The sequence below is a fragment of the Enterobacter sp. 120016 genome (assembly GCF_018383635.1).
In the GTDB taxonomy this organism is placed as follows: domain Bacteria; phylum Pseudomonadota; class Gammaproteobacteria; order Enterobacterales; family Enterobacteriaceae; genus Enterobacter; species Enterobacter asburiae_D.
Genome location: NZ_JAHAWC010000001.1, coordinates 730255 through 744207 on the forward strand (window position 1 = coordinate 730255; position 13953 = coordinate 744207).

At 54.8% G+C, this 13953-nt stretch carries 16 protein-coding genes and 1 pseudogene; 9 read left to right on the forward strand and 8 right to left on the reverse strand.

The window, feature by feature from the left end; translation table 11 throughout:
• Nucleotides 1-2 precede the first annotated feature (2 nt).
• The 5 genes and pseudogenes from fliO (at nt 3) to rcsA (ending at nt 3104) form a co-directional block, all read left to right on the forward strand.
• Nucleotides 3-377, forward strand: a complete 375-nt coding sequence (gene fliO, locus KIF87_RS03550; protein ID WP_121424285.1) for a flagellar biosynthetic protein FliO — start codon at nt 3-5, stop codon at nt 375-377.
• Complete coding sequence (fliP, locus tag KIF87_RS03555) at nt 377-1114, forward strand: flagellar type III secretion system pore protein FliP (protein WP_024909733.1); 738 nt, start codon at nt 377-379, stop codon at nt 1112-1114. The genes fliO and fliP overlap by 1 nt, the downstream gene beginning before the upstream one ends.
• Nucleotides 1115-1123: 9 nt before the next feature.
• Nucleotides 1124-1393: a flagellar biosynthesis protein FliQ gene (fliQ, locus tag KIF87_RS03560; protein ID WP_008500315.1), complete on the forward strand. Its 270-nt coding sequence runs from the start codon at nt 1124-1126 to the stop codon at nt 1391-1393.
• A 7-nt stretch (nt 1394-1400) separates the two neighbouring features.
• Nucleotides 1401-2193 (forward strand): annotated as a pseudogene (fliR, locus tag KIF87_RS03565) (flagellar biosynthetic protein FliR); the annotation flags it as partial.
• A 287-nt stretch (nt 2194-2480) separates the two neighbouring features.
• The gene (gene rcsA / locus KIF87_RS03570; RefSeq protein WP_008500313.1) at nt 2481-3104 is read left to right on the forward strand and encodes a transcriptional regulator RcsA; all 624 of its coding nucleotides are present in this window, start codon (nt 2481-2483) and stop codon (nt 3102-3104) included.
• A 101-nt stretch (nt 3105-3205) separates the two neighbouring features.
• Here the strand turns inward: rcsA and dsrB are convergent, their stop codons facing one another.
• A complete protein-coding gene (dsrB, locus tag KIF87_RS03575) occupies nt 3206-3394 on the reverse strand; it encodes a protein DsrB (RefSeq protein ID WP_008500312.1) in 189 nt (62 codons plus the stop codon).
• Nucleotides 3395-3523: 129 nt separating this feature from the next.
• On the opposite strand from dsrB, the gene yodD reads away from it, so the two are divergent.
• Nucleotides 3524-3751: a YodD family peroxide/acid resistance protein gene (yodD, locus tag KIF87_RS03580; RefSeq protein ID WP_013097742.1), complete on the forward strand. Its 228-nt coding sequence runs from the start codon at nt 3524-3526 to the stop codon at nt 3749-3751.
• Nucleotides 3752-4052: 301 nt separating this feature from the next.
• Nucleotides 4053-4853, forward strand: coding sequence for a mannosyl-3-phosphoglycerate phosphatase-related protein (locus tag KIF87_RS03585; protein ID WP_213327905.1), 801 nt, complete (start codon nt 4053-4055; stop codon nt 4851-4853).
• Here the strand turns inward: KIF87_RS03585 and dgcQ are convergent.
• The 3 genes from dgcQ to KIF87_RS03600 form a co-directional block, all read right to left on the reverse strand.
• Nucleotides 4850-6538: a cellulose biosynthesis regulator diguanylate cyclase DgcQ gene (gene dgcQ, locus KIF87_RS03590; RefSeq protein WP_213327906.1), complete on the reverse strand. Its 1689-nt coding sequence runs from the start codon at nt 6536-6538 to the stop codon at nt 4850-4852. The two genes, KIF87_RS03585 and dgcQ, sit on opposite strands and share 4 nt — an antisense overlap.
• 73 nt (nt 6539-6611) lie before the next feature.
• Entirely contained in the window at nt 6612-6794 is a 183-nt protein-coding gene (locus KIF87_RS03595) for a YodC family protein (RefSeq protein WP_008500307.1), read from the reverse strand.
• Nucleotides 6795-6872: 78 nt separating this feature from the next.
• The gene (locus KIF87_RS03600) at nt 6873-7784 is read right to left on the reverse strand and encodes a DUF808 domain-containing protein (protein ID WP_213327907.1); all 912 of its coding nucleotides are present in this window, start codon (nt 7782-7784) and stop codon (nt 6873-6875) included.
• Between the two features lie 178 nt (nt 7785-7962).
• Between KIF87_RS03600 and yedA the strand changes: the two genes are divergently transcribed.
• Complete coding sequence (gene yedA, locus KIF87_RS03605) at nt 7963-8877, forward strand: drug/metabolite exporter YedA (protein WP_159514462.1); 915 nt, start codon at nt 7963-7965, stop codon at nt 8875-8877.
• Here yedA and KIF87_RS03610 read toward each other — a convergent pair.
• From KIF87_RS03610 to KIF87_RS03620, 3 genes are all read right to left on the reverse strand, one after another.
• Entirely contained in the window at nt 8849-9340 is a 492-nt protein-coding gene (locus KIF87_RS03610; protein WP_213327908.1) for a very short patch repair endonuclease, read from the reverse strand. The genes yedA and KIF87_RS03610 overlap by 29 nt on opposite strands.
• Nucleotides 9321-10736 carry a DNA cytosine methyltransferase gene (locus KIF87_RS03615; RefSeq protein ID WP_349628199.1) on the reverse strand — a complete coding sequence of 472 codons (1416 nt, stop codon included), beginning with the start codon at nt 10734-10736 and terminating at the stop codon, nt 9321-9323. Before KIF87_RS03615 ends, KIF87_RS03610 begins: the two co-directional genes overlap by 20 nt.
• A gap of 61 nt (nt 10737-10797) precedes the next feature.
• The gene (locus KIF87_RS03620; RefSeq protein WP_213327910.1) at nt 10798-11499 is read right to left on the reverse strand and encodes a phosphohydrolase; all 702 of its coding nucleotides are present in this window, start codon (nt 11497-11499) and stop codon (nt 10798-10800) included.
• A 284-nt stretch (nt 11500-11783) separates the two neighbouring features.
• Here KIF87_RS03620 and ompC point away from each other — a divergent pair, with 284 nt between their 5' ends.
• Complete coding sequence (gene ompC / locus KIF87_RS03625; protein WP_213327911.1) at nt 11784-12926, forward strand: porin OmpC; 1143 nt, start codon at nt 11784-11786, stop codon at nt 12924-12926.
• A 56-nt stretch (nt 12927-12982) separates the two neighbouring features.
• On the opposite strand, the gene KIF87_RS03630 is transcribed toward ompC, so the two are convergent.
• Nucleotides 12983-13846: an N-acetylmuramic acid 6-phosphate etherase gene (locus KIF87_RS03630; RefSeq protein WP_213327912.1), complete on the reverse strand. Its 864-nt coding sequence runs from the start codon at nt 13844-13846 to the stop codon at nt 12983-12985.
• Nucleotides 13847-13953 lie beyond the last annotated feature (107 nt).

The following is a 13953-nucleotide window of genomic DNA, read 5'->3' on the forward strand; positions in this document are numbered from 1 at the left end:
GCATGAAAACCCAGGCAACAATATCACAGCCTTCTGCCGTTCCCGGCTCGCCGCTGCTCCAGGTGAGCGGGGCATTGTTCGGTATTATTGCCTTTATCCTTATCGCCGCCTGGCTGGCGAAGCGCTTTGGCCTGGCGGGTAAAACCGCCGGTGCCCGCGGCCTGAAGGTCAGCGCCAGCACCACGCTGGGGCCACGCGAACGCGTGGTCATCGTCGAGGTGGACGACGCGCGCCTGGTCCTGGGCGTCACGGCCTCAAACATCAGCGTATTACATAAGCTGCCGCCCGCCCCTGCTGTGGTGGACGAGCGCGCAGACGCCCCTGCGGATTTTCAGTCCGTCATGAAGAGTTTGCTTAAGCGTTCCGGGAGATCCTGATGCGCCGTTTGTTATCCCTGACGCTCGCGGGCGTTGGCCTGTTTGCTCCCGCGGTTTATGCACAGCTGCCCGGTCTGGTCTCAACCCCTCTCGCGGGCGGCGGACAAAGCTGGTCCCTTCCGGTCCAGACGCTGGTTTTCATCACCTCGCTGACGTTTATTCCGGCCATCCTGCTGATGATGACCAGCTTCACCCGCATCATCATCGTCTTTGGCCTGCTGCGAAACGCGCTGGGAACCCCTTCCGCACCGCCAAACCAGGTTCTGCTTGGGCTGGCGCTGTTTTTGACCTTTTTCATTATGTCGCCGGTGATCGATAAGATTTATACCGACGCCTACCAGCCGTTCAGCGAAGACAAAATCTCCATGCAGGAGGCGCTGGATAAAGGCGCTCAGCCGCTGCGAGAATTTATGCTGCGCCAGACGCGCGAAGCCGACCTGGCCCTCTTTGCCCGCCTGTCCAACACCGGCGAGCTGCAGGGACCGGAATCAGTGCCAATGCGTATTCTTCTGCCTGCCTATGTCACCAGCGAGCTGAAAACCGCGTTCCAGATCGGCTTTACCATCTTTATTCCGTTCCTGATTATTGACCTGGTGATCGCCAGCGTCCTGATGGCGCTCGGGATGATGATGGTGCCGCCCGCGACCATTGCCCTGCCCTTTAAGATCATGCTCTTTGTTCTGGTCGACGGCTGGCAACTGCTGGTCAGTTCGCTGGCGCAGAGTTTCTACAGTTAAGGAACGGTAATGACACCTGAATCGGTCATGATGATGGGCACGGAAGCGATGAAAATCGCGATTGCCGTTGCCGCGCCGCTGCTGCTTGTCGCGCTGGTTACCGGTCTGATTATCAGTATCCTCCAGGCCGCCACGCAGATTAACGAAATGACGCTGTCTTTCATCCCGAAAATCATCGCCGTGTTCGTGGCGATTATCGTCGCCGGGCCGTGGATGCTGAACCTGTTGCTGGACTATATGCGCAACCTGTTTACCAACCTGCCGTACATCATCGGCTGACCTGACGATGCTGCACTTCACCAGCGACCAGTGGGTTCAGTGGCTCGGCGTCTACTTCTGGCCGATGCTGCGCATCATGGCGCTGATATCCACCGCCCCCATTCTCAGTGAGAAATCGATACCCAAGCGCGTCAAGGTGGGGCTGGGCATTATCATCTCCATTATCGTTGCGCCCTCTCTCTCCCCCGTGGATATTCCGATCTTCTCGGCGAACGCGGTGTGGGTGGCTCTGCAGCAGGTGATGATTGGCGTCGCCGTCGGCTTTACCATGCAGCTCGCCTTTGCCGCGGTGCGTACCGCAGGGGAACTGATCGGCCTGCAGATGGGGCTATCGTTCGCCACGTTTGTTGATCCCGGCAGTCATCTCAACATGCCCGTGCTGGCGCGCATTATCGATCTTCTCGCCATGCTGCTGTTCCTGTCGCTCAACGGCCATCTGTGGCTTATCTCCATGCTGGTGGATACGTTCCATACGCTGCCGATTGGCGAAAATCCGGTGAACAGCAACGCCTTTCTGGCGCTCACGCGCGCTGCGGGGCTGATATTCCTGAACGGGCTGATGCTGGCGCTGCCGATCATCACCCTGCTGCTGACCGTCAACCTGGCATTAGGTTTACTCAACCGAATGGCACCGCAGCTTTCGGTGTTTGTCATCGGTTTTCCGCTGACGCTGACGGTGGGAATTTTATTAATGTCATTGCTGATGCCACTTATCGCTCCCTTCTGTGAACATTTATTCGGCGAGATATTCAACCTGTTAGCGGATATTGTCAGCGAACTGCCACGTAAATAATAGCCCGCACTGTTGCTACTGTCTTTCTGAGGATATTCCTAAAATAAAACGCGAAAAACATCTTCCAGGATATATCTGACGCGGTTTAATTGTTTCTAACCATCTCACAATACTTAATATTTACTTTACTTTAAGAAGATTCCTGGCAAATTATACGTAACTTTACGGGATAGTGAGTCCGCCTGAAAGTCTTTGTCATGCTCACAGGTTTATTATTTTTTTCCATCCCGTATGGCTGTTTTGAGCTCTCAGGCAGATGGTGAATTATCGTTACGCATTGAGTGAGGGTATGCCATGTCAACGATCATTATGGATTTATGCAGCTACACCCGGCTAGGGTTAACCGGGTACCTGGCAAGCAGAGGGGTAAGAAAGAGAGACATCAACGATGCACACACCGTTGACGAACTCGCAGCCGCTTGTGACGAACTAAAACCAGGCGTGGTGTTTATTAATGAGGACTGTTTCATTCACGATCCAGCCAACAGTCAGCACATTAAGCAAATCATTAATCAGCATCCAAAAACCCTGTTTATTGTTTTTATGGCGATCGCGAATATCCATTTCGATGAGTATTTGTTGGTCCGTAAAAATTTATTGATTAGTTCTAAATCGATTAAACCCGAGTCGCTGGATGACATTCTGGGTGATTATTTGAATAAAGAAGTTAAGAATGTAGGAGCGGTTAACTTACCCACCCTATCATTAAGCAGGACTGAATCAAGTATGCTGCGAATGTGGATGGCGGGACAAGGAACTATTCAGATCTCGGACCAGATGAATATTAAAGCGAAAACCGTTTCGTCTCACAAAGGAAATATTAAAAGGAAAATTAAAACGCATAATAAGCAAGTGATCTACCACGTGGTACGCCTGACCGATAATGTGACGAACGGGATTTTCGTCAACATGCGTTAGTCCCTTAAGACCCTGTGCACCCTACCTTTGATCTCTGGCCTGGCCAGAGATTTTTGCTTCTGTGAGGTTGTCGGGCACGCGCTGTGCTACCCGACGCCGTGCTAGTCTGCCTTCTCTACAAAAATGCCGTCCGGATGCCCCAGTTCGTTAAAAAACCAGATGCCGAGCGGGTAGTCTTCGAGTGATACCAGATACATTGTGCCTTCGCTAAACTCTTCAATTGCCAGCACCACACCCGGGCGGCGCGGCCCACCGTCCGTTTTAACCGTTACCCGATCGTTGACCTTCATACATTCCTCCTCTGGTTTTGAGCCAGTGTAGAACAAAACGCAAAAACGCACATCGCCGCCCGGTGTGAATGGCGTTTTTATGCACAGTCTATACTTACCGTTGGACACGGTTGAATGAGGAACCCCGTAATGAAGACCGATAAAGAGTACAGCGACACCATCAAGCGCGAAGTCGAGGTGGATGTCGATGCCCTGCTGGCCGCCATCAATGAGATCAGTGAGTCGGAAGTCCGCCGGACGGACGACAATTCGGACCGCGTCATTGTCAACGGAAGGGATTATCACACCTATCGTGAGCTGGCCGAGGCCTTCGAGCTTGATATTCACGACTTTAGCGTGTCTGAAGCCAATCGGTAGGGCGAAAAAAATCCCGGTCATGGGGATGGCCGGGATCAAAACTTGCTTATGCAAGAAGCACTTGAAAATTCGTTACACCAGGAAATCTGATGTACACGCCACACTATCCCCAACGAATTTGTCTGACAAGCATATATTCTTATGATGAATATAATATTTTTAACATAATGCTTTTTGTTATGAGCAATAACACACGCCGAATGCGGGTTTGCCAGGGAATACTCTCATTTCTCCTATTAACAATTCGGTTATTTTTTAGGAATTTTCTTAGATTGAGGCGAAGCCGTTACCAGGAGTCACTATGCCTTCACTGCGGGATACATTGCTGATTTTTTCGGACCTGGATGGCTCGTTGCTGGATATTCATACCTATGAGTGGCAACCCGCCATGCCCTGGCTGGACAGGCTGCTGGATAACCAGATACCGGTCATTCTCTGCAGCAGCAAGACCGCGGCAGAGATGCTGGATATCCAGCAGGATCTGGGGCTGGAAGGCTTGCCTTTTATTGCCGAGAACGGCGCGGTGATTCAGCCCGACGTGCGTTGGGAGAAGGTTCAGCGCCAGATCAGGGGGATGACGCACCGGGATATTCGCCCGCGGATCGAGCAAATTCGCCTGCAGACGGGCTTTAAATTCACCACCTTTGACGACGTGGATGAGCATGTCATCAGCGAGTGGACCGGACTGACGCGCTATCGTTCGGCGCTTGCCCGCAAGCATGAAGCCTCCGTCACGCTCATCTGGCGCGATACCGACGAGAAAATGGTCCAGTTTGAAGAGGAGCTGGCGCACAGCGGCCTGAAGTGTCTGCAGGGGGCGCGCTTCTGGCACATTCTGGACGCCCGCTGTGGCAAGGACGTTGCGGTTAACTGGCTGATTGCGCAGTACCGCGAGCAGGAAGAGATCGAACCCACCACGCTGGGGCTCGGCGACGGCCCTAACGATGCGCCGCTGCTCGACAGCGTTGACTTCGCGGTGGTGATTAAGGGCATTAACCGCCAGGGCATCACGCTACGGGATGATAACCCCGCCCGGGTTTATCACACCCGGCAGCCCGGCCCCGCGGGCTGGCAGGAGGGGCTGGATCACTTCCTGTCCTAATCCCGCCAGACGACCCGGTTACGGCCGCACTGTTTGGCCTGGTACAGCCGGGCGTCCGCCACGGACTGCAGCTGTTCAAACTCGTAGTTACCCGCTTCATCCGCGCTGCTGACCCCCAGCGACGCGCTGATGCGCAGAGTCGTGCTCTTCTTCACCAGGATCTCCTTGCTGTCGATCCGGCAGCGAATGCGGTCCGCGACGCTTCTCGCCTCCTCCAGACCAATCCCCGGCAGGACAACGCAAAACTCTTCCCCGCCTACGCGCCCTGCCACGTCATTCTTGCGTAGCGCGCTGGCAATCAGCCCTGCCGTGTGGGAGAGGACTTTATCACCGGCCTGATGGCCGAAACGGTCGTTGATGTTTTTAAAATGGTCGAGGTCGATCTGAATCACCGAGAACGGCAGCGACTGCTGGCGACAGGTTTCCGCCAGCAATTTTGCGCGGTCGAACAGCGCGCCGCGGTTATTCAGCCGGGTAAGCGGGTCATGCCAGGCCTGCCACTGGAGCGAGTGCTGAAGCGTGTACATGTTACTCACCATCCGACGGATCACCAGCCACGAGATCAATAGCATGGCGGTAAAGAGCGCCCACAGCAGCGCCAGCACGATGCTGATGCTGCCGAAGTCGTCCTGTACCCCTTCATGCAGGGTGTGGATCCGCAGGACAACGCCATCGAAGTGATCGAGCCGCTCCCAGCTAACAAAACGGCTTCCGAGGCGGATCCCGCCGCCGGTCGCGTGCTCAATCGCCTGCGCAATCTGCGCCGTTTCGCGTTCGTCAAAATGGTTAACCGCGTTTTCCGCGTGGACCGAGGTGGCAATCATATTGAGCCGGGTATCGTACAGCTGATACTCCCCTTCCGTTCGGTCTTCCGTCGCATCAGCCAGCAGACGCTGCATCGTGCTCAACGTAAAATCCATCGCCACGACGCCATACCAGTAATGATCGAAATAGATGGGGACGCTGGCGGTGATCGTACGTTCATCATTGGTCCAGGATGAAGGGGTAGAGATAAACCAGCGCACCGCGCGAGCGCGATTGTTCCGTTCTGACTGCTGGGTAAACCAGGACTGCGTGACCAGATGATAATAGCGGGAGGTAATATCACCCGCCTGGTCAGGCGTATCCGTGGAAATGAAAAATCCGGCGCGGGACACGTAGATCACGCGCGCTTCCGTTTGCGCTCTCGACGACGCCAGCCTGAGCAGGTATCCCACTTCGAGCGTGGCAGAAATTTCGTGGCTGAGGCGTTCATCGTCACGATTCAGAACCGTGGTTTTGTCGACGAACGCATCCGAAACGCCGTTAATAGGGAGGGTGCGTTTTTTATCAACGGCAAGCTGCCAGGTGGGGAGCATGCGGACGGTGTTAAAGCGTGACACCGCGTTCTGTAATACATCAAATGCCAGCGGCGTCTGGATTGCATCACGCATGCCCTGACGGAACAGCAGCATCCTGTCCACGCTGTTCTGTAACTGCCTGTCCAGCGAACTGGCCACCGTATCCAGATGGTTACGCTGGCTGGAGATATACGCCTCTTCGAGGACCACCACCTCACGCCAGGTCAGGAGAGTGGAAAACACCAGAACGACCATAAAACAGACATTAACAATCAACCCCGGATTGCTACGCTTATGCAGCCATTGCAAAAATGATTGTCTTACAACAAAGGTATCGCGCTGCACACACACTCCATGATGACTGCCTTACACCCGGTACTTGAGATAAAAACGCCCGGCAAAGCCGGGCGTTATGTGATTAAGCCTTGTCCCGCTTGTGCTGCCCGTCCCCCGGCTGAAGCTCATCTTCACGAAATGCTTCCCGCTTGATGCTATAGCCATCGTGCCAACGACATTCCACCATTCCGCTGGAATACCCGGTGACAATCATACGTGGGCCGCCCTTCTTAGGCTTAACTTCATCACTGACCAAAAAGACCATACCTGCCTCCTGTATCAGGGTGAAACTGTTTCAATTTAGACGAGGAATGGTCTTTTTGCATCCCGCAGCGGGTAACAATTAGTGCGACGCGCCGCGTACTTTTTCAACCAGCTTCACCGCCGCAACCACAATAGCGCCAATGATAAAGCCCAGCACCAGATTCAGCAGCGTCGGCAGAATCGCCGCGACAACGTCACCCTGCGCCGAGGAGAAATGCTCGATAGCATGGTGCAGCGGAGCGATACCGTGAACCACGATCCCACCGCCCACCAGGAACATCGCCAGCGTGCCCACCACCGACAAACTCTTCATCAGCCACGGGGCCAGCACCAGCAGGCTTTTGCCGATGCCTCTTGCCACCGCGCTCGATTTTTCCTCCAGCCAGTAGCCGATATCATCCAGCTTCACGATCAGTCCCACCAGGCCGTAGACGCCGACGGTGACCAGAATGGCGATGCCGGAAAGGATCAGGACCTGGTTCAGGAGCGGCGCGTCAGACACGATGCCCAGCGTAATGGCGACAATCTCTGCGGACAGGATAAAGTCGGTCCGAATGGCGCCTTTGACCTTATCGCGCTCGAAGGTTTTCGGATCCTGCGCGGCCAGCGCTTCAAGACGCTGCTGGCGCATCTCCGGCGTATCGCTCTCCTTACGCGCGCTGAAGGAGTGCAGAACCTTCTCCACGCCCTCGAAGCAGAGGAATGCCCCGCCAATCATCAGCAACGGCGTGATGGCCCAGGGAATAAACGCGCTGATCAGCAGCGCCAGCGGTACCAGAATCACCTTATTCAGGAAGGAGCCTTTTGCCACGCCCCACACCACCGGCAATTCACGGTTAGCCCTTACCCCACTCACCTGTTGGGCGTTAAGCGATAAATCATCTCCCAACACGCCTGCGGTTTTTTTCGCCGCCAGTTTACCCATCACTGAAATGTCATCCAGTAAGGTGGCAATATCATCCAGCAATGTTAATAAGCTACTTCCTGCCAAAATCTTAATCCTTCATTTTTTGGTAATTAGGTGAATAGTATGGAGCAAAAGCGTAAACCCGGAAACAGGCACCTCACGTCAACAAAAAATTCACATCTGCTACACAATTAAAGGGCTCGCCAGCACGATAGTTTTCGCGTTTACTATCAGCGACCTTTTTATTTCGTCGTGAGGGATTATGCGTTTCCGGCAACTGCTACCGCTCATTGGGGCACTCTTTTCGCTGTACATCATCTGGGGTTCAACCTACTTTGTCATTCGCATCGGCGTGGAAAGCTGGCCGCCACTGATGATGGCGGGCATCCGCTTCCTCTCGGCTGGCGTGCTGCTGCTGGCCTTCCTGCTGCTGCGCGGGCACAAGCTTCCCCCGCTGCGCCCGATGCTGAATGCCGCCCTGATCGGCCTGCTGCTGCTGGCGGTGGGAAATGGCTTTGTCACGATTGCCGAGCACCAGAACGTACCGTCCGGGATCGCCGCCGTGGTCGTTGCCACCGTACCGCTGTTTACCCTCTGCTTTAGCCGTCTTTTCGGTATCCGTACCCGCAAACTGGAATGGCTGGGGATTGGTATTGGCCTGGCCGGGATCATTCTGCTAAATAGCGGCGGTAACCTGAGCGGGAATCCGTGGGGCGCCGTCATCATCCTGATTGGCTCGATGAGCTGGGCGTTTGGTTCCGTCTACGGTTCGCGTATCGAACTGCCGGCCGGCATGATGGCGGGGGCGATTGAGATGCTTGCCGCCGGAATCGTGCTACTGCTCGCCTCCACGCTGACGGGAGAAAAGCTAACGACCCTGCCGCCATTGTCGGGCTTTCTGGCGGTAGGCTACCTGGCGCTGTTTGGCTCCATCATCGCCATTAACGCCTACATGTTCCTGATCCGCAACGTCTCCCCGGCTGTCGCCACCAGCTATGCCTACGTCAATCCGGTCGTGGCCGTGCTGCTCGGAACGGGATTGGGGGGAGAAACGCTCTCTTCCGTTGAATGGCTGGCATTAGGGGTGATTGTTTTTGCCGTCGTGCTGGTCACCCTGGGCAAATATTTACTGCCCGCAAAACCGGTGGTCACGCCTTGCGGGGTGGAGAAACCTTAAGCTGGTGAATTCCCTGCGTGTCGATCTGCGCGGTCTGGCCGCCGCCGCAGATCCACTCTTCCAGCCGTTCGGTCAGATCGGCATCGTTCAGTTTTAATCTGCCTCTCAGCGCGCACTCCCAGACGATCATCACCCGCCAGCCCTGCGCAATCAGCGCGATCAGGTCCCGGCTGTCGCGCTCGACGTTTTTGCCAATTTTATCCAGCCAGAAATCGGTGCGCGTCGCGGGGACTTTAAACAGGTAGCAGTCGTGGTGGTGCCAGAAACAGCCGTGGGTAAAGATGATGCACTGCCAGGCGTCGATGACGAAATCCGGCCGACCGGCAAGCGCGGGATCCTGCACGCGGAAATCAAAGCCCGCCTGCGTCAGCAGCCCGGCCAGGCGCTTTTCGATGGCGGTGTCACGCGTGCCGATGGCACGCATGTTTTTGCTGCGCGTCGCCTTATCGTGAACATCCGTCATTGACGGCCTCACCCTGACGGAGTGCCACCGCCTGTCTGATGCGCGAGGCCAGCAGCTTGGCCACCGCCGCGAACGCGGGAACCACCACCGAATTACCGAACTGGCGGTACGCCTGGGTGTCCGACACCGGAATGCGGAAGCGGTAGCCCTGCGGGGTCTCAAATCCCATCAGCCGGGCGCATTCCCGCGGCGTTAAGCGTCGCGGACGGTGACGCTGGTTATGCGGATCGTCGAAATCTTTTTCACCCAGCGCCTTGTCCCAGCCCCTGTCGATCAGGATTTCCGCGCCGTCTTTGTAGTAGCGAGCAGACAGCGTGCGGGTCACGCTGTGCGGATCGTTGGGGTTTACCATCCCAAAACCGAAGCCGTTGCCCTTCGCCTGATGTTTCTTGGCATAGCGGTAGAGGTATTTCCACAACACAGGGGTCAGGATAAATTTCGCGTCAACGACCGGCTCCAGCAGGTCGGCCACGGTTGGACGCCGCTCGGGATAGAGAGACGGGATATCCCGAAGGGTGAAATCCCCCTTGAGATTGAGATCGCGGCGGAAACCCACCAGCACGATACGTTCACGATGCTGGGGCAGGAAATGTTTCCCATCAATGATTTTGGGATCGTCCGCGCCCATGTCCTGTGAATCGGCCACGTCATAACCCAGCTCATCCAGCGTTTGCATGATAATGCGGAAGGTTTTTCCACCGTCGTGGCTCTTTAGATTTTTGACGTTTTCCAGCACAAAGATGGCCGGTCGGCAGGCATCGATGATGCGCGCCACGTCAAAAAACAGCGTTCCCTGGGTATCGCAGGCAAAACCGTGGGCGCGTCCGAGGGCATTCTTTTTGGAGACACCGGCCAGCGAGAAGGGCTGACACGGGAAGCCTGCCAGCAGCACGTCATGCGCCGGGATCGTCTGGCGAATGTGCTCGGCGGCGTGTTCATCCGTTACGCCGCTTTTATGGCTCAGGGTCACATCGCGGATATCCGCGTTGAAATGATGCTCGTGCGGATCGCAGTACCAGTTAGCCTTGTAGGTCCTTACGGCATGTTTGTTCCACTCGCTGGTAAACACGCACTGCCCGCCGATAGCTTCAAAACCGTGCCGGATGCCGCCGATACCGGCAAACAGATCGATAAAGCGGAAGGCATAGTTTGGGTGCGCGGCAGAAGGACGCGGAAGCAGGTTTTGCAGATAACGAAACTCGCCTTCACTCAGGCGACGCCCTGCGCGCTCGCTGGTCAGCAGACGTTTAAGGATCGCCGGGCTCCAGTGGCTCTCGCCGCGCGCCACCAGCAGATTGGCCAGCGTTTTAGCATCATAGATATCCAACAGCTGGCGCAGTAACGCCTGCACCGTTGCCGTTGATTTCTCAGCCTGCTCAGGCGCGGGCTCTGTCACTGATCGATTTTCCTGCATTCTTTTAACCGGAGAATAAAGACTGGAAACAGATTACCACAGTTCAGTTGCGCAAACTGCGACGGAAGCGGTTCAACACCTGGCTATCCAGCCCAATGCAGTCGCCGCGTAATTCGGCACTGAGTTTCGCCATAAACTGGATCAGGAAATCGGCATTGTGACGTGCCAGCTCGCGGCCCATTTCCGTTTGCATTGTATCAGGCAATCGCAGCAGCTTGGTCTGAAAATGGTCGAGGGCAAACGCACGGTCGTCAAGGGTACGCGCATCGGCAAAGGGATCGTCGGCATCAAAAAGCGGCACGCCCAGCGCGCCCGAGACGGCAAAGACGCGCGCCAGGCCGATGGCGCCTAACGCTTCCAGCCGGTCTGCGTCCTGCACAATTTTGGCTTCCATGCTCTGCGGCGCAATACCGGCGCTGAAGCTGTGCGCCTCAATCGCGTGCGCAACGGCGGCAGCGTGCTCTGGCGGAAAGTCCGGGAAGTCGCTGTGCAAAATGTCCCCCGTCTTGCGCGCCGCCAGCTGTGATGATCGGCTGCGTTCGGGATGGTTTTTCGGCAGGCTGACAATATCGTGGAAATAGCATGCGGTCAGGATCACCAGCGGCTCCACCGTTTCATTAACCATGATTTTTTGCGCCGTCATCCAGACACGACGGAAATGCGAAATATCATGAGCGGTATCGTCGGTGCTGTGGTTTTCCTCGAGCCAGCGCTCAAATCTGTGCTGCCACTGGGCAAGATCCATCGTCATATCCTGTTGTTTAAAAGAGCGTGAATTATAACACAGCCAAATTAAACCAATTAAAAAATAGAATTGCGAAATACTTAATAATAATTACAACATATAAATTCAATGAATTAATTCACTAGAAAAATAAAGAGATTAATAGAAATATTTAGCAATATTTCATCGAATTTAATTACATTTATTTTTGAAACTAAATGGCATCTCCTGGAATAGTATCGACCCTGTAATTACGGAGGGTGATTACATATATTCATATAAATTATCTTTCAAGGGAATATATAATGAAAAGAAAAGTTCTGGCAATTCTGGTACCCGCGTTATTAATGGCAGGCGCAGCAAATGCGGCTGAGATGTACAACAAAAACGGCAACAAGGTTGACCTGTACGGCAAAGTCGATGCGCGTCACACCTTCTCTGACAACGCTGGCGATGACGGCGACGAAACCTATGTGCAGATTGGTTTCAAAGGCGAAACTCAGATCGCTAACGACCTGATCGGTTACGGCCAGTGGGAATACAAAACCTACGCTAACGATACCGAAGGCGCGGGTGACAAATCGTTTAACCGTCTGGCATACGCTGGCCTGAAATATGGCGAATACGGTTCATTTGATTATGGCCGTAATTACGGCGTCGTGTATGACGTAGAAGCCTGGACCGATATGCTGCCTGTATTTGGCGGTGACTCTTACACCTGGACCGATAACTTCATGAACGGTCGTGCGAACGGTCTGGCAACTTATCGTAACCAGGATTTCTTTGGTCTGGTTGAGGGTCTGAATTTCGCTCTGCAGTATCAGGGCGCGAATGAAGGTGCCAACGCAGATGAAAATCAGGAAGGCACCAAAAACGGTCATAACGATGTTCGTTTCCAGAACGGCGACGGTTTCGGTATGTCTACCACCTATGACTTCTCTGGCGATCTCTCCGGCCTGAGCCTGGGTGCGGCGTACTCGTCTTCCGACCGTACTAACGAGCAGGTTGCTTATGGCAAAGCCGCGGAAGGCATCGGCTATGCGGCTGGTGATAAAGCTGAAGCCTGGACCGTGGGCGCGAAATACGATGCTCACAGCGTCTACCTGGCGATGATGTATGCGGAAACCCGCAACATGACGCCAATCGGAAACTTTGGTATCGCCAACCAGACTCAGAACTTTGAAGCGGTTGCCCAGTACCAGTTCGACTTCGGTCTGCGTCCTTCCCTGGCATGGGTTTACTCAAAAGGTAAAGACCTGGACGGTAAAGGATTCGATCAGGACCTGGTTAACTACATCGACCTGGGCATGACCTACAGCTTCAACAAAAACTTCTCCACCTATGTTGATTACAAAATCAACATGCTGGATCAGGACGAAGCGCTGTATGACGCATACGGTATTTCCACCGATGACATCGTTGGCATCGGCATGACCTACCAGTTCTAATCCCCAAAATACCAAAGGCCGCAATTGCGGCCTTTTTTACGTCTTAACGGTGTGTATTACGGCGCTTCCTGCAGCGCCACGCGGATAAACCCGTTATTCTGCGCCAGCAGCTCATGGGCTTTCCACGCATCCAGCCCTGTCAGCACCATTAATACCGCCGTTTTACAGTTATGGTTACAGCTCTCCAGCGCGGCTTTTGCCTCCGCCCGGCTGCATCCCCCCGCTTCCATCACAATGGCGATTTGCCGTTCAGCCCATTTGGTCGTGCCTGCCTCAAGATCCACGCGCAGGTTGCTGTAAACCCGTCCGGTTCGAACGGCCAGCCCGGTGGCGATCATCGAGAGGATCATTTTCTGCGCAATCCCCGCTTTGGTGTTGATATAGCCTGCGACGACGTCGGCCCCCAGCTCCGGCGCGATAACCATGCTCGCCAGCTGTGCGGCTTCACTTTGCGCATCACCGGTAATAATGGCGACCGGTGAACCCAGCGACCACGCGTGACGCATTGCCCCCCAGACCCACGGCGTTTTTCCGCTGACGGTCACGGCCAGCATCATATCGTGTTCACCAAACTTGATGGCCTGCAGATCGGCAACGCCGCGCTCGTAGCTCCCTTCCCCTTCTTGTGCCGTAACGGCCACCACAGGGGTTTTGCCCGGCGCATATTCATCGGCAACCTGTTGCGCAACGCGCCCCGACGGCCCCGCGCCAACGATGACCAAGCGACCGCCGTGGCTGAGCGTTGCGGCGGCGTTATCCACCACGCGGGCGAGAGTAGGTAAACAGGGGGCGATCGCAGCAGAAATGAGTGCATCATCCTGGTGAATGACTTTCAGCATGTCCAGCGTGGACAATCTATCAATATTCATCGTGCTGGCGTGCCGTCTTTCCTTGACCGAACCGGTAAGCATAATGCTCATAAACAGCCTCCTTATTATGAGTACCCACACACTATAAAGTGTTTTATATAGATGACCTGCGAGGAGGGTCACGAAAAGAGGACCAAATACACGCCTTTACATGGCTT

Excerpts from the sequence above, each read along its gene's own strand:
- fliQ (WP_008500315.1), top strand. The coding sequence starts at position 1,124 with ATGACACCTGAATCGGTCATGATGATGGGCACGGAAGCGATGAAAATC.
- fliO (WP_121424285.1), top strand. The coding sequence starts at position 3 with ATGAAAACCCAGGCAACAATATCACAGCCTTCTGCCGTTCCCGGCTCG.
- KIF87_RS03585 (WP_213327905.1), top strand. The coding sequence starts at position 4,053 with ATGCCTTCACTGCGGGATACATTGCTGATTTTTTCGGACCTGGATGGC.
- KIF87_RS03620 (WP_213327910.1), bottom strand. The coding sequence starts at position 11,499 with ATGGATCTTGCCCAGTGGCAGCACAGATTTGAGCGCTGGCTCGAGGAA.
- yodD (WP_013097742.1), top strand. The coding sequence starts at position 3,524 with ATGAAGACCGATAAAGAGTACAGCGACACCATCAAGCGCGAAGTCGAG.
- KIF87_RS03630 (WP_213327912.1), bottom strand. The coding sequence starts at position 13,846 with ATGAGCATTATGCTTACCGGTTCGGTCAAGGAAAGACGGCACGCCAGC.
- yedA (WP_159514462.1), top strand. The coding sequence starts at position 7,963 with ATGCGTTTCCGGCAACTGCTACCGCTCATTGGGGCACTCTTTTCGCTG.
- KIF87_RS03595 (WP_008500307.1), bottom strand. The coding sequence starts at position 6,794 with ATGGTCTTTTTGGTCAGTGATGAAGTTAAGCCTAAGAAGGGCGGCCCA.
- dsrB (WP_008500312.1), bottom strand. The coding sequence starts at position 3,394 with ATGAAGGTCAACGATCGGGTAACGGTTAAAACGGACGGTGGGCCGCGC.
- fliP (WP_024909733.1), top strand. The coding sequence starts at position 377 with ATGCGCCGTTTGTTATCCCTGACGCTCGCGGGCGTTGGCCTGTTTGCT.
- ompC (WP_213327911.1), top strand. The coding sequence starts at position 11,784 with ATGAAAAGAAAAGTTCTGGCAATTCTGGTACCCGCGTTATTAATGGCA.
- rcsA (WP_008500313.1), top strand. The coding sequence starts at position 2,481 with ATGTCAACGATCATTATGGATTTATGCAGCTACACCCGGCTAGGGTTA.
- KIF87_RS03610 (WP_213327908.1), bottom strand. The coding sequence starts at position 9,340 with ATGACGGATGTTCACGATAAGGCGACGCGCAGCAAAAACATGCGTGCC.